The organism is Vannielia litorea (assembly GCF_900142295.1).
In the GTDB taxonomy this organism is placed as follows: domain Bacteria; phylum Pseudomonadota; class Alphaproteobacteria; order Rhodobacterales; family Rhodobacteraceae; genus Vannielia; species Vannielia litorea.
The window spans coordinates 1,245,401-1,259,541 of sequence record NZ_FSRL01000001.1; the positions used below are offsets into that span (position 1 = coordinate 1,245,401).

17 protein-coding genes are annotated in these 14,141 nt (G+C 68.7%); all 17 read left to right on the forward strand.

Annotated features, from left to right (window positions below):
• Positions 1 to 175: 175 nt before the first annotated feature.
• Positions 176 to 1,438, forward strand: coding sequence for a beta-ketoacyl-ACP synthase II (fabF, locus tag BUR94_RS06275; protein WP_074257605.1), 1,263 nt, complete (start codon positions 176 to 178; stop codon positions 1,436 to 1,438).
• Positions 1,438 to 2,607, forward strand: coding sequence for an endolytic transglycosylase MltG (gene mltG / locus BUR94_RS06280; RefSeq protein WP_074255370.1), 1,170 nt, complete (start codon positions 1,438 to 1,440; stop codon positions 2,605 to 2,607). Before fabF ends, mltG begins: the two co-directional genes overlap by 1 nt.
• Before the next feature lie 161 nt (positions 2,608 to 2,768).
• The gene (locus tag BUR94_RS20635) at positions 2,769 to 3,926 is read left to right on the forward strand and encodes a Tle-like phospholipase domain-containing protein (protein ID WP_342745212.1); all 1,158 of its coding nucleotides are present in this window, start codon (positions 2,769 to 2,771) and stop codon (positions 3,924 to 3,926) included.
• A 101-nt stretch (positions 3,927 to 4,027) separates the two neighbouring features.
• A complete protein-coding gene (locus BUR94_RS06290; RefSeq protein WP_139301234.1) occupies positions 4,028 to 4,435 on the forward strand; it encodes an ankyrin repeat domain-containing protein in 408 nt (135 codons plus the stop codon).
• Positions 4,436 to 4,995: 560 nt separating this feature from the next.
• Positions 4,996 to 6,342: a DNA-packaging protein gene (locus BUR94_RS06295; protein WP_074257606.1), complete on the forward strand. Its 1,347-nt coding sequence runs from the start codon at positions 4,996 to 4,998 to the stop codon at positions 6,340 to 6,342.
• Positions 6,343 to 6,455: 113 nt separating this feature from the next.
• Entirely contained in the window at positions 6,456 to 7,640 is a 1,185-nt protein-coding gene (locus BUR94_RS06300; RefSeq protein ID WP_074255373.1) for a phage portal protein, read from the forward strand.
• A gap of 16 nt (positions 7,641 to 7,656) precedes the next feature.
• Positions 7,657 to 8,220, forward strand: a complete 564-nt coding sequence (locus BUR94_RS06305) for an HK97 family phage prohead protease (RefSeq protein WP_074255374.1) — start codon at positions 7,657 to 7,659, stop codon at positions 8,218 to 8,220.
• A 64-nt stretch (positions 8,221 to 8,284) separates the two neighbouring features.
• Positions 8,285 to 9,490 carry a phage major capsid protein gene (locus tag BUR94_RS06310; protein ID WP_074255375.1) on the forward strand — a complete coding sequence of 402 codons (1,206 nt, stop codon included), beginning with the start codon at positions 8,285 to 8,287 and terminating at the stop codon, positions 9,488 to 9,490.
• Positions 9,491 to 9,573: 83 nt separating this feature from the next.
• Entirely contained in the window at positions 9,574 to 10,170 is a 597-nt protein-coding gene (locus BUR94_RS06315; RefSeq protein WP_074255376.1) for a head-tail connector protein, read from the forward strand.
• The gene (locus BUR94_RS06320) at positions 10,167 to 10,508 is read left to right on the forward strand and encodes a head-tail adaptor protein (protein WP_074255377.1); all 342 of its coding nucleotides are present in this window, start codon (positions 10,167 to 10,169) and stop codon (positions 10,506 to 10,508) included. Before BUR94_RS06315 ends, BUR94_RS06320 begins: the two co-directional genes overlap by 4 nt.
• Positions 10,505 to 10,912 carry a DUF3168 domain-containing protein gene (locus tag BUR94_RS06325; protein WP_074255378.1) on the forward strand — a complete coding sequence of 136 codons (408 nt, stop codon included), beginning with the start codon at positions 10,505 to 10,507 and terminating at the stop codon, positions 10,910 to 10,912. Before BUR94_RS06320 ends, BUR94_RS06325 begins: the two co-directional genes overlap by 4 nt.
• A gap of 24 nt (positions 10,913 to 10,936) precedes the next feature.
• Positions 10,937 to 11,350, forward strand: coding sequence for a phage major tail protein, TP901-1 family (locus BUR94_RS06330; protein WP_074255379.1), 414 nt, complete (start codon positions 10,937 to 10,939; stop codon positions 11,348 to 11,350).
• Between the two features lies 1 nt (position 11,351).
• Entirely contained in the window at positions 11,352 to 11,684 is a 333-nt protein-coding gene (locus BUR94_RS06335) for a gene transfer agent family protein (protein WP_074255380.1), read from the forward strand.
• A gap of 1 nt (position 11,685) precedes the next feature.
• Positions 11,686 to 11,868 (forward strand): rcc01693 family protein, encoded by a 183-nt coding sequence (locus BUR94_RS06340; protein ID WP_074255381.1) that lies wholly within the window; start codon positions 11,686 to 11,688, stop codon positions 11,866 to 11,868.
• A gap of 2 nt (positions 11,869 to 11,870) precedes the next feature.
• On the forward strand, positions 11,871 to 12,533 hold the full coding sequence (locus BUR94_RS06345; RefSeq protein WP_074255382.1) for a phage tail tape measure protein: 663 nt from the start codon (positions 11,871 to 11,873) through the stop codon (positions 12,531 to 12,533).
• 34 nt (positions 12,534 to 12,567) lie between these two features.
• Positions 12,568 to 13,200, forward strand: a complete 633-nt coding sequence (locus tag BUR94_RS06350) for a DUF2460 domain-containing protein (protein ID WP_074255383.1) — start codon at positions 12,568 to 12,570, stop codon at positions 13,198 to 13,200.
• Positions 13,197 to 14,135: a DUF2163 domain-containing protein gene (locus BUR94_RS06355; RefSeq protein WP_074255384.1), complete on the forward strand. Its 939-nt coding sequence runs from the start codon at positions 13,197 to 13,199 to the stop codon at positions 14,133 to 14,135. Before BUR94_RS06350 ends, BUR94_RS06355 begins: the two co-directional genes overlap by 4 nt.
• Positions 14,136 to 14,141: the final 6 nt, after the last annotated feature.

The window sequence follows — 14,141 nt, forward strand, 5'->3', positions numbered from 1 at the left end:
CGCCCGAGCGACAGGAGAAGACGAATGCGGCGCCTCCGGGCGCCGTTTTTCTTTTGTAGGTCCGGGCGGTTTGCCGCGCGGCAGCATGGATCGTGCCTTGCCGCGACGGGTCAAACCCGTGTAATTGAACCGACCGAGAACACCAGAAATGGGGCCAGACATGGGGGTTGAGCAGATGCGGCGTGTCGTGATTACCGGAATGGGAATGGTTACTCCGCTGGCCTGTGGCGTCGAGGAGACCTGGAGCCGGATCCTTGCGGGCAAGTCGGGAGCGGCCACGATCAGCCGGTTCGACGCCTCTCACCTGGCCACCACCTACGCCTGCGAGATCCCGATGGGCGACGGCAGCGACGGCACCTTCAACCCCGATGACTGGATGGAGCCGAAGGACCGCCGCAAGGTGGACGACTTCATTCTCTACGGCATGGCCGCGGCGATGCAGGCGGTGGAAGACGCGGGCTGGAAGCCCCAGGACGAGGAAGGCCGGCTGCGCACGGGCGTGATGATCGGTTCCGGCATCGGCGGGCTGAACTCCATCGCCGACACGGCCATTCTGCTGAAGGAGCGTGGCCCGCGGCGGGTGAGCCCGTTCTTCATTCCGGGCGCGCTCATCAACCTCGTGAGCGGTCAGGTCAGCATCAAGTACGGGTTCAAGGGGCCGAACCATGCGGTCGTCACGGCCTGTTCGACCGGGGCCCATGCCATTGGTGACGCGGCGCGGCTGATCCAGTGGGGCGATGCCGACGTGATGGTGGCGGGCGGTGCCGAGAGCCCGATCAGCGAGATCGGGATTGCCGGGTTCAACGCCTGCAAGGCGCTCTCCACCAAGCGCGGCGACGCGCCCGAGACCGCGAGCCGCCCCTATGACGAGGACCGCGACGGTTTTGTCATGGGCGAGGGTGCCGGGATCGTGGTGCTGGAGGAATACGAGCACGCGGTGGCGCGGGGCGCGAAGATCTATGCCGAGGTGATCGGCTACGGCCTCTCGGGCGACGCCTATCACATCACCGCGCCCTCCGAGGATGGCGATGGCGGGTTCCGCGCGATGCAGGCGGCGGTGAAGCGGGCCGGGATCAGCCCGGAGGATATCGACTACATCAACGCCCATGGCACCTCGACCATGGCCGACACCATCGAGCTGGGCGCGGTGGAGCGGATGATGGGCGAGGCGGCGGGCAAGGCCACCATGTCCTCGACCAAGAGCGCCATCGGGCACCTGCTCGGCGCGGCCGGATCGGTGGAGGCGATCTTCTGCGCGCTGGCCATTCGTGACCAGGTGGCGCCGCCGACGATCAACCTCGACAACCCGGCAGTGACGCCGAAGCTGAACCTCGCCGCCAATGCCAAGCATGAGCGCGAGATCGACGTGGCGCTCTCCAACAGCTTCGGATTCGGGGGCACCAACGCCTCGCTCGTTCTGCGGAAAGTCTCCGGCTGATGTGGCGGTCATTGGCCTCGAACGGCCTCACGGTGATCATCGTTCTGATGATCGGCATCGCCGTGGGCGTGACATGGGCGCAGAAGCAGTTTACTGGCCCCGGCCCGCTGGCGGAGGCGATCTGCCTTCAGGTGCGGCCCGGCTCGACGATGGGTGTGGTCAGTGACGAGTTGGTGGAGCGCGGCGCGGTCAGCAACGGCATGATCTTTCGCATGGGGGCGGAATACACCGACCGGACCCAGCTGCTGAAGGCCGGCTCCTTCCTGGTGCCAGAGGGCGCCTCGATGCAGCAGATCATCGACAGCATCACCACTGCCGGGCGCAGCACCTGCGGCACCGAGGTGAACCTGCGCATCGGGGTTCTCCGCGCAGAGCTGGTCATGCGTGAGCTTGACCCGGCGACGCAGGAGTACGTGGAGGTGGCCAAGTACAACCCGGCCGAGGAGGAGGCGCCTGCGGACTATGTGGAGGGCACCGCCGGTGCGGACGTGCGCTACCGGGTCACCCTCGCCGAGGGTGTGACCAGCTGGCAGGTGGTCGAGAGCCTGAAGGCCTCGGGCCTGCTCGAGGGCGATGTGGAGGTGCCCGCCGAGGGCAGCCTTGCGCCCGACAGCTACGAGGTGCGCAAGGGATCCGGCATGGACGGGCTGATCGAGCGGATGCAGGTGGCGCAGCAGTCGATCCTGGCCGAGGCCTGGGCCAGCCGGGCGGAGGGGCTGCCCTACGACAGCCCCGAGGAAGCGCTGGTGATGGCCTCCATCGTGGAGAAGGAAACCGGCGTGCCGGAAGAGCGCGGGCAGGTGGCCAGCGTCTTCGTCAACCGGCTGGAGCAGGGCATGCGCCTGCAGACCGACCCGACTGTGATCTATGGCATCACCCAGGGCCGGGGTGCGCTTGGCCGGGGCCTGCGGCAGAGCGAGCTGCGCGGGGCCACGCCCTACAACACCTATGTGATCGACGGGCTCCCGCCGACGCCCATCGCCAATCCGGGGCGGCTCAGCATCGAGGCGGCGCTGAACCCCGAGACCACGCCCTACCTGTTCTTCGTGGCGGATGGCACCGGCGGGCACGCCTTTGCCGAGACCCTCGACGAGCACAACGAGAACGTGGCCCGCTGGCGCGAGATCGAGGCCGAGAGGGCGGCGGAGGAGACCGAAGGCAACAACTGAGCCGGGCGACCGAAGCGGCGGCTGACCGACACTCCGGTCGAGAATCACGGGCGGCGACCTTGACAGGACGCCGCCCGATGCTTTGATGGGTATCATTGATTTGACGGACCGATTTCATGAGCTTCCCTGCCGCCCGGTTTACGGACACGCACATCTGCTCGATGTGTTTCGTGCCCCCCGGATTGCCCATCATACCGCCCTGCGCGATCACGGTTCTGACCGGGGGCCTGCCGCAAGCGCGGATGGGGGACCTCTGTGCCTGCATCGGGCCGCCTCCTGCTGCGGTGGATGCCATCGTGTTCGGCTCACCCACGGTCCTTGTGATGAACCAGCCTGCCGCGCGGATGCTCGACCCCACGGCCAAGGGCGGGATCATCACCAAGGGGCAGCCCAACGTGCTCATCGGTATCGTGGGCGCGGGCGGCAGCGGTGGCGGCATGCACACCATGCCGGGGCTGAACCCGCGACCTGTCTGCATATCGCTCGCGGCCGAGCTGGCCGAGAACCAGACTGCGCAGGACATGGCGGCGATGTCGGCGGCGGCCTATCTCGACGGAGAGGGCGGCGACCTTCCGGCCAACACGCGCCGCGCTACCCAGGCCGACCTGGAGGCGCTTGGGTTGCACGACGGCACCAACGACCTCACTGCGATGCCCGACAGCGACTTCAACGCCGATGTCTTCGTGCACACCAACCCGGTGACCGGCGAGGAGACCTATACCGTGGCCTTCGAGGGCACCACGCCCGACTCGGGCGGAGACTGGGGCGCCAACGTGGGCCAGGGCGTGGGGATGGAGACCGAGTATTACCGGCGCGCCAACGAGATCGGGCGCACGGCGAGTGCGTCCCAGCCCGGCAAGGTGCGCTACACCGGCCATTCGCTGGGGGGCGGCATGGCCAGCGCGGCGGCCACGGCCTCGGGCGATCCGGCCTATACCTTCAACGCCGCGGGCCTGCACGAGAACACCATGGAGGGGGGCGACCCCAATGCTGATGTGCAGGCCTACTACTTGCGTACGGACCCGCTGAACGCCGCCCAGGATGCGCGCTGGAGCCCGATGCCGGAGGCCTTCGGCAACCGCCGCGAGATGGAGCCGACGGCGATCTGGGCCGACAGCGACCGGGTGCCGCGCGAGATGGCGAACCCCGACAACTACGTGCCGGACTTCATCGAGCAGCGGGCGCTGGATGCCAAGCGCGCGGCGCTGGAGAAGGCCAACCAGCAGCTCCGCTTCCACTCCATCGAGGAGATGCAGCGCTCGCTGGAGGCGCAGGAGCAGCAGATCCGGCAGGAACAGCAGGACAATGGCTGCACATGAGCGCGCGGGGCTGGGCACTGGGGGCCGTGATTGCCCTTGTGGTGCTCGGCGGGGGCCTCGGGGCCGCACTGCGGCTTGGCGCATTTGAGACTGGAGGGGCGATGAGCACCGTCGACATCGAGGAAAAGGGGCCCGACGGGCTGCCGATCATCCACTGGTGGGTCGAACGCGAGGAGTTCGAGAAGATCCAGGCGCTGCTCGACGCGGGGGGCAACATCGAGGAGCCTGGCTTTCAGGGGGCAACGCCGCTCTTGAAGGCGGCCGTGGCCGACAGCTGGCCGATGGCGCTGTTCCTGATCGAGCGCGGGGCTTTCATCGGCGCGGTGGACCGGCGCGGGATGACGATGCCCTGGCTTGCTGCCACCAGCCGGGTGAAGGAGGGCAACCCCGATTTCGAGGCGTTGCAGAAGGTGCGGGCCATCCTGAACGAACGCGGAATGTTTGGCCAGTATTACGAGCCGAACGATGTGAAGAAGCGCATAAAGGAAGGCAACTGGCCGCCGAAATAGGGCATCCGGCGGCAGGGGCGACCCACATCGGTTTCGGAGGTGGTTAAGAAAACCCTAACCAATCAGTCGGTTAGCCGGCGGCGCGCGCCAATTTGGCTTGACTCTGCGAACGCTCTCATCTATAGGTTGTGACACGATGAGAGAGGTGGGCGCGGCAACTCGTGAGGGTGGCCGCTTTTTTAATGCCGTGGCCCTCTGGCGACCAGCGGGCCCCGGCCTCTAGCGAGACATGACCATGAATGATCGACCCGACCGCGAGGGCGGGGGCGCAGATGGCGTGCTGTCTGCGGCGGAGCGACTCGTGGCCGAGAGCGCGGGGGCGTTGTCGGCAAGGATGGCTGGCGCGCAGGCGGGAGATGGAGACGGGGCGGAGGCCGTGCTGAGCGGTATCCGACACCTCCGCCGCCTGCTGCTTGCAGCCTACCAGGAGAAAGAACGTGCTGAGGAATATCAGAAGCGAGGGCCAGCTTGTGGAGCAGGCGACAGCAGGCATGGCTCCGAGCGAAGCCTCGGACAGGGACGCGGAGCCGGAGCGGTGCTCGACCTCGACGCCGCACGGGCTGAAATCGGGCGCCGCCTGGCTCGCCTCCGCGCCGCGGGAGATCCAGGAGAGCTTTCTGGCGGAACTGAGCCCTGAGGCGCTGGCGGCGCTGCCCTGGCTCTTCGAGTTCTGGGCCTTGCCGCACCAGCTGCCGCCGGACGGCGACTGGCGGGCCTGGGTGATCCTGGGCGGGCGCGGCGCGGGCAAGACCCGCGCCGGTGCCGAGTGGGTGCGGGCGCAGGTGGAAGGCGCCGGGCCTTTCGACGAGGGCCGCTGCCGGCGCATGGCGCTGGTGGGCGAGACCATCGACCAGGCCCGCGAGGTGATGGTGTTCGGCGAGAGCGGCATCCTCGCCTGCTCGCCGCCCGACCGGAAGCCGGAGTGGAAGGCCGGGCGCAAGCAGCTCGAATGGCCGAACGGCGCGGTGGCGCAGGTGTTTTCGGCCAGCGACCCGGAGGCGCTCCGGGGCCCGCAGTTCGATGGCGCCTGGGTGGACGAGCTGGCCAAGTGGAAGAAGGCGCAGGAGGCCTGGGACATGCTGCAGTTCGGTCTGCGGTTGGGCGACGCCCCGAGGATGTGCGTCACCACGACGCCGCGCAAGCAGGCGCTGCTGCGGGAGTTGCTTGAGCGGAGGAGCACGGTGGTGACCCGGGCTGCGACCGAGGCGAACCGGGCCTGGCTCGCCCCGGCCTTCCTCGAGGAGGTGCAGGCGCGCTATGGCGGCACCGCGCTGGGGCGGCAGGAGCTGGAGGGCGTGATGCTCGATGACATCGACGGTGCGCTCTGGCGGCATGAGGCGCTGGAGGCAGCCCGGCTGCGCGAGGTGCCGGAACTGGCTCGCGTGGTGGTGGCGGTGGATCCGCCGGTGACCGGGCACAAGGGATCTGATGCCTGCGGGATCGTCGTGGCTGGCCTGGAGGCCGGCTCCGGCGACCCGAAGGACTGGCGGGCGGTGGTGCTTGAGGATGCCTCCGTGCAGGCCGCCTCGCCGCTCGACTGGGCGCAGGCGGCGCTGAAGGCCGCCGAACGCCACGGCGCCGACAGGGTGGTGGCCGAGGTCAACCAGGGCGGTGACCTGGTGGAGACGCTTCTGCGGCAGCTCGACCCGACGGTGCCGTTCCGGGCGGTGCGGGCCTCACGCGGCAAGGTCGCCCGCGCCGAGCCGGTGGCGGCGCTCTACGAGCAGGGCCGGGTGCGACACATGCCGGGCCTCGGCGCGCTGGAAGACGAGATGGGCCGGATGACGGCGCAGGGTTACCAGGGCAGCGGCTCGCCCGACCGGGTGGATGCGCTGGTCTGGGCTTTGACGGAGCTGATCCTCGACCCGGCGGCGCAGTGGCGCAACCCGAAGATGCGGACGCTCTAGAGGAGCGAACGGTGGGTTTTACACATTTTAAACCCGACCGGCGATGTTGAGCCGTCCTGACGGGCGACTGGTGGGTGACCCCCACCCTGTGGACAACGAAAAAGGAGAGACGGATGGTCTTCGACTTCCTCAAGCGGGAGCGGGGTGGGGGCGGCGTGCCGGAGCAGAAGGCTTCTGCCACCGGCCCGGTGATCGCCTATCATGGCGCGGGCCGGGTGGCCTGGAGCCCGCGCGACACGGTATCGCTCACCAGGACCGGGTTCACGGGCAACCCGGTGGGGTTCAGGGCGGTGAAGCTGATTGCCGAGGCGGCGGCGGCGGTGCCGCTGATCTGCCAGGACATGGACCGGCGCTACGAGGTGCACCCCGTGGCGGACCTGATGCGCAGGCCCAACCCGGCGCAGGGGCGTGCGGAGTTTCTCGAGGCGCTCTACGGGCAGATCCTGCTGTCGGGCAACGGCTACGTGGAGGCGGTGCTGGGCGAGGTGGGCCTGCCGGGCGAGTTGCACGTGCTGCGCTCGGACCGGATGAGCGTGGTGCCGGGGGCCGATGGCTGGCCGGTGGCCTATGAGTACGCGGTGGCGGGGCGGAAACATCGGTTCGACGCGAGCGGCGAGCTGAAACCCGTCTGTCATATCAAGGCCTTCCATCCGCAGGACGACCATTACGGCCTGTCGCCGCTGAAGGCCGCGGCCAACGCGCTCGACGTGCACAACGCGGCGTCGAAGTGGTCGAAGGGGTTGCTAGACAACGCTGCAAGGCCTTCGGGGGCGATCGTTTACCGTGGTGCGGACGGAGCGGGGCAGCTTTCGGCCGACCAGTACGACCGGCTGCTCGACGAGATGGCCGCCCATCACCAGGGCGCGGCCAACGCGGGCCGGCCGATGCTGCTGGAGGGCGGGCTGGACTGGAAGCCGATGGGGTTCAGCCCGTCGGACATGGAATTCCAGAAGACCAAGGAAGCGGCGGCCCGCGAGATCGCCACGGCCTTCGGGGTGCCGCCAATGATGCTCGGCATCCCCGGCGAGGCCACCTACGCCAACTATCAGGAGGCCAACCGGGCCTTCTACCGGCTCACCGTGTTGCCGCTGGTGGCCAAGGTTTCGGGCGCCCTGGGCGACTGGCTGAGCGAGCTTGGCGAAGACTGTGTGGAGCTGAAGCCCGACCTCGACGGGGTACCGGCGCTGGCGACGGAGCGTGAGGCGCAATGGCGCAGGGTGAGTGAGGCGGAGTTTCTGACGGCGGCTGAAAAGCGCGCGCTGCTCGGGCTTCCGCCGCTGGAGGCGGGCGATGTCTAACGAGGAAAGGCAAGCGATGGCAAAGGACTACGGGCCGGAGTTGGAGTGCAAGTTCTGCGCGCCGGAGGCCAGGCTGGCGGTGGACGAGAGCTTCGAGATCGCGGGCTATGCCTCGCTCTTCGGTGAGGCGGACCAGGGCGGCGACGTGGTGGTGGCCGGGGCCTACGCACGCTCGTTGAAGGCGATGGCGGCGAAGGGCCAGGCGGTGAAGATGCTCTGGCAGCACGACCCGCGCGAGCCCATCGGCATCTGGGACGAGGTGCGCGAGGACCGGCGCGGCCTTTATGTGAAGGGCCGCCTGCTGAAGGACGTGGCCCGGGCCCGCGAGGCGGCGGCGCTGATCAACGCGGGTGCCATCGACGGGCTCTCCATCGGCTACCGCACCAAGCGGGCGGAGAAGGACGCGCAGGGCCGCAGGCTCCTGCACGACCTGGAGCTCTGGGAGGTGTCTCTGGTGACCTTCCCGATGCTCCGCGAGGCGCGGCTGTCGGGCGCAAAGGGGGAGACTCCCGAGGCGGACGAGGGCTGGCAAGAGCTGGCGGAGGCGCTGCGGGCGGCTCGCCGGGCGCTGGCGGGCTGAGGCCGGCCTGAACCTGCGGCGGGGCAGCCTGCCGTTGACCATTCTCATGAAAGGAAGAGTTGCGATGAGCACTCCCGAGACTGGGTCCGGGGGCGGGCGGAGCGTGCCCGAGACCAAGACCCAAAAGGCATCGCCGGTGGCCGAGGTGGCCACGGCGCTCACGGAGTTTCTGGGCGAATTCAAATCGTTCCAGGACGACCTTCATTCCCGCGTTCAGAAACAGGAAGAGCGACTGACCATGCTTCAGAAGAAGACCATTTCCGCCGGGCGTCCGGCCCTTTCCGCGGCCGCCGAGGGCGTGGCCCCGCATGCCAAGGCGTTCAACGCCTACCTGCGCAACGGCGACGATGACGGGCTGCGCGGCCTCGAGCTGGAGGGCAAGGGCCTGTCGACCGCGGTGGCGGGGGACGGCGGCTATCTGGTGGACCCGCAGACGGCCGACACGATCAAGACCGTGCTGTCGAGCACCGCGAGCCTGAGGGCCATCGCCAACGTGGCGACGGTGGAGGCGACCTCCTTCGACGTGCTGATCGACCGGGCCGACATGGGTGCCGGATGGGCCAGCGAGACCGGCGCCAGCGTGGAGACCGACACGCCGCAGATCGAGCGTATCTCGATCCCGCTGCATGAGCTTTCGGCGCTCCCCAAGGCCAGCCAGCGGCTGCTCGACGACAGCGCCTTCGACATCGACGGCTGGCTCGCCGACCGGATCGCCAAGAAGTTCGCTCGCGCCGAGGCGGCGGCCTTCATCAATGGCAATGGCAGCGACAAGCCGACCGGCATCCTCGACCACACCATCGTGGCCGAGGGCAGCCAGACCTGGGGCGAGCTGGGCTATATCGCGACTGGCGTCGATGGCGAGATCGGTGACGCGGATGCGCTGGTGGATGTGGTCTATGCCCTGGGGGCGGAGTATCGCGCCAATGCGACCTTCGTGATGAACTCGAAGACCGCCGGCACCATCCGCAAGCTCAAGGATGCCGATGGCCGGTTCATGTGGTCGGACGGGCTGGCGGCGGGCGAGCCCGCGCGCCTGCTGGGCTACCCGGTGCTCATTGCCGAGGACATGCCCGACATCGCCACCGGCGCCCATGCCATCGCCTTCGGCGACTTCCATGCCGGCTACACCATCGCCGAGCGGCCCGACCTGCGGGTGCTGCGCGATCCCTTCAGCGCCAAGCCGCATGTGCTGTTCTACGCCACCAAGCGTGTGGGTGGCGATGTGAGCGACTTCGAGGCGATCAAGCTGCTGAAGTTCTCGGCCTCCTGAGGCTGTTGACGGTCCGGGTGGCGCGGGGTGCGCCACCCGGAATTCGCAGGGCCGGGGGCCGAGGGATTTCAGGAGACTGACACATGATTTTGACCGAGTTGACCACGGTCTCCGCAGCGGCGCTGCCGGTGGTCGAGTTCAAGGCGCATCTGCGCATGGGCACCGGATTTTCGGACGAGGGCGCGGAGGACGGGCTGTTGGAGTCGCTCCTGCGGGCCGCGATGGCGGCGGTGGAGGCCTGGACGGGCAAGGTTCTGCTGGCGCGGGATTTCCGCTGGGTCCTGGCGGCCTGGCGCGGAGGCGAGGGGATGACGCTGCCGGTGGCGCCGGTGCGTGCGATCACCGCCGTCAAGTTGGTGGACCTGCTGGACTGGGAAGACACCGTCGACCCCGGCAGGTACCGGCTCGAGCCCGACACCCACCGGCCGCGCATGCGGCCGACGGGGTCCGCCTTTCCCGGCGTGCCGCGGGGCGGAAAGATCGTGATCGACTTCGCCGCGGGTTTCGGTCCGGCCTGGAGCGACATCCCGGCCGATCTCGGGCAGGCGGTGCTGCTCCTGGCGGGGCACTACTACGACTACCGTCACGAGGCGCGGCCGGGCGAGGGGGTCATTCCGTACGGCGTGTCGGCGCTGATCGAGCGGTGGCGCAGCATCCGCATCACCGGAGGCCGGACATGACGCCCGCGCCGGTGTTGAACCGCAAGCTGGTTCTGGAGAGCCCCGAGCGGGTGCCGGACGGGTCGGGCGGCTGGACCCGGACCTGGGCCGAACTGGGACAGCTCTGGGCCGAGGTGAAATCGGGCTCGGGGGGCGAGCGGGCGGACGAGTTCTTGACGGTGTCGTCGGTGCCCTATCGGATCACCGTGCGGGCCGCGCCGCCCGGCGCGATGAGCCGCCCCAAGCCGGAGCAGCGGTTCAGGGAGGGCAGCCGGATCTACCGGATTCTGGCTGTGGCCGAGCGCGATGCCCTGGGCCGCTACCTGACCTGCTACGCGCGAGAGGAGGTTTCGGCATGAGCTATGGCGCTTCGGCTGCGTTGCAGAGCGCGGTTTACCTGCACTTGCAGGCCGACCCGGGGGTCACCGCCCTGGTGGGCGGCCACATCTACGATGCCGCGCCTCCGGGCACGCCGCCCGGCACATACGTGAGCCTCGGCCCCGAGGAGGTGGTCTCGCGCCGCGACTGCAGCGCCGAGGCGGCGCTGTTCAGGTTCACGGTGAGCGTGGTGACGGATGCCGCGGGGTTCGGCACGGCCAAGCAGATCGCGGGGGCGATCAGCGATGCTTTCATCGACGCCGACCTGACCCTGACACGGGGCACGCTGGTGAGCCTGAAGTTCGAACGTGCTCGCGCCCGCCGGGTGGGCGAGGGCGACCAACGCCGGATCGACCTGCGCTTCGCGGCCTGGATCGACGACTGACCTTTTTTCTCGAGGAGAACGCAAATGGGTGCCCAGAACGGCAAGGACCTGTTGATCAAGATGGACATGACGGGCTCGGGCCTGTTCGAGACGGTGGCGGGGCTGCGCGCGACGCGGGTGAGCTTCAACGCCGAAAGCGTCGATGTGACCTCTCTGGAGAGCCAGGGCGGATGGCGCGAGCTGCTGGCCGGCGCGGGCGTGAAGAGCGCCAACATTTCGGGCTCGGGGGTGTTTCGGGACGAGGACAGCGACGAGCGGGCGCGGCAGATCTTCTTTGACGGCGAAACCCCGGAGTTTCAGGTGATCATCCCCGATTTCGGCGTGGTGGAGGGGCCGTTCCAGATCACCAGCGTGGAATACGCGGGCAGCCATGACGGCGAGGCCACCTACGAGCTGTCGCTGGCCTCGGCCGGGGCGCTCAGCTTCACGGCGCTCTGAGATGACGGGATCGGGGGCCAATCCCTGGGCAGGGGAGGCGGTGCTGGTGCTCGACGGCGCGGAGCATCGCTGCAAGCTCACGCTCGGCGCGCTGGCCGAGCTGGAGGCGGCGCTCGAGACCGGCACGCTGATGGAGCTGGTGGAGCGGTTCGAGGGCGGGCGGTTCGGTACGCGCGATGTGCTGGCGCTTCTGGTCGCAGGCCTGCGGGGCGGCGGCTGGCAGGGGCGGGCCGCCGACCTGCTGACGGTCGAGATCGGCGGCGGACCGGTGGAGGCGGCGCGGGTGGCCGCCGAGCTGTTGGCCCGTGCCTTCGCCTTGCCCAGGGGCTCCTGAGATGGACTGGGCGGGGCTCCTGCGCCGGGGGCTCCTGGAGCTGCGGTTGAGACCGGCCGAGTTCTGGGCGCTCACCCCGGTGGAACTGATGGTGATGCTGGGGCTGGAGCAGGCGGCCCCGCCGCTGACACGGGCGCGGCTGGCCGAACTGGCCGCCGCATTTCCTGACCAGACGAGGAGATGACGATGGCGGATTTCGACGGGGCCGAGGCCCTAGAGGCGCAGGTGGACGCGCTGGAGAGCGCATTTGGAGGCGCGGCCCAGATGGTGGCTGCCTTCGACAGCGAGCTGATGCGGATGCAGGCCAGCCTCACGGTGACGCAGGCCGATGTGGGACAGCTCTCGAGCCAGATCGGGCGTGGGCTGCGCAAGGCCTTCGACGGGCTGGTGTTTGACGGCATGCGCCTGTCGGAGGCGCTTAGGACGGTCGCGGAGGCCATGGTCAACGCCACCTACAACGCGGCAATGAAACCGATCACCGACCATTTCGGCGGGCTGATCGGCAACGGCCTGGAGAATTTCATCACCGGCGGTCTCGCCTTCGAGAAGGGCGGGGCCTTCTCCCAGGGTCGGGTGCAGCCCTTCGCCAAGGGCGGGGTGGTCTCGCAGCCCACCTACTTCCCGATGCGGGGCGGGCGCGGGCTGATGGGAGAAGCGGGGCCGGAGGCGATCATGCCGCTCTCGCGCGGGGCAGACGGATCGCTCGGCGTGAGGACGCAGGGCGGGGGCCGCCCGATCAATGTGGTGATGAACATCTCGACGCCGGATGTGAAGGGCTTCGAGCGGAGCCGGGCGCAGGTGGCGGCGCAGATGACCCGCGTTCTGGCGCAGGGCCAGCGGAACCGCTGAGGCGGGCAAGGCAGCAAGCGAGAAGGAACGAGACATGGGATTTCACGAGGTGCGGTTTCCGGCCAGTCTGAGCTTTGGCTCGGTGGGCGGGCCGGAGCGGCGGACCGAGATCGTGACGCTGGCCAACGGTTTCGAGGAGCGCAACACGCCCTGGGCGCACTCGCGCCGCCGCTATGACGCGGGGCTGGGGATGCGCTCGCTCGATGACGTGGAGGTGCTGCTGGCCTTCTTCGAGGCACGGCGTGGCCAGCTCTTCGGGTTTCGCTGGAAGGATTGGTCGGACTTCAAGACCGGTGCTGCGAGCGCGGCTCCGGACTGGCAGGACGAGGTCATTGGCATCGGGGACGGGGTGACGAGGAGCTTTCAGCTTTCGAAGACCTATCGCTCGGGCGAGGCCTCCTACGTCAGGCCGGTGAAGAAGCCGGTGTTCGGCACGGTCACGGCGGGGATCGAGGGCACCTTCTACCAGGAGGGGGTGCATTTTGGCGTCGATCCGGCGACCGGGGTCATCACCTTCGAGGACGCGCCGTCGATCGGGCATGCGGTGACGGCGGGGTTCGAGTTTGACGTGCCGGTGCGGTTCGATACCGACCGGATCCAGACCAGCGTGGCGAGCTTCAAGGCCGGTGACGTGCCGACGGTGCCCGTTGTGGAGCTGCGGCTGTGAGCGGGGTTGGAGCGGAGGCGGCGGCGCTTCATGCGCATCTTGGCGGCGGGATCACGACCGTCTGCCGCTGCTGGTCGGTCGCGCGGCGCGACGGCGTGGTGCTCGGGTTCACCGACCATGACGAGGGGATCGCCTTTGACGGTGTCGAGTTTCGCGCCAACAGCGGGTTGACCGCGAAGGCACTGGTGCAGAGCACGGGCCTTGCGGTGGACAACACCGAGGCGCTCGGGGCGCTGATGAGCGAGGCGATCACCGAGGACGATATTCTGGCCGGTCGCTATGACGGGGCCGAGGTGCGGGCCTGGATGGTCAACTGGGCCGCTCCGGGCGCCCGGTTGATGCTGTTTTGCGGCAGTATCGGGGAGGTGTCGCGCTCTGGCGGGGCTTTCGAGGCCGAGCTGCGCGGGCTGACCGAGACCCTGAACCAGCCGCAGGGGCGGGTCTACCAGCCGCAATGCAGCGCTGTGCTGGGGGACGGGATGTGCCGGTTCGACCTGTCGAGCACCGGCTACAGCACCGAGGTGGCCGTGGAGAAGGTCGAGGGCGGCCGGGTCTTTACCTTCGCGGGCATGGCGGAGTTCGACCAGCGCTGGTTCGAGCGCGGGCGGCTTAGTGTACTGACCGGGGCGGCACGAGGTTTGGTGGGGCTGGTGAAGAACGACCGGCTGACCAACGCCAACCGGGTCGTGGAACTCTGGGAGCAACTTCCGGCGCAGATCGACGAGGGCGACGTGATCCGGCTGGAGGCGGGCTGCGACAAGCGTGGCGAGACCTGTCGGCTGAAGTTCGACAACTTCCTGAACTTCAGGGGATTTCCGCATATTCCGGGGGAGGACTGGCTGATGAGCTATCCCAAGGCGACCACCGACAATTCCGGCGGGCAGCGCAAGGGCGAGTTCCTGCTGCGGCTGGTGGCCGGTGGCTTTGAGGACTGAGCGGGA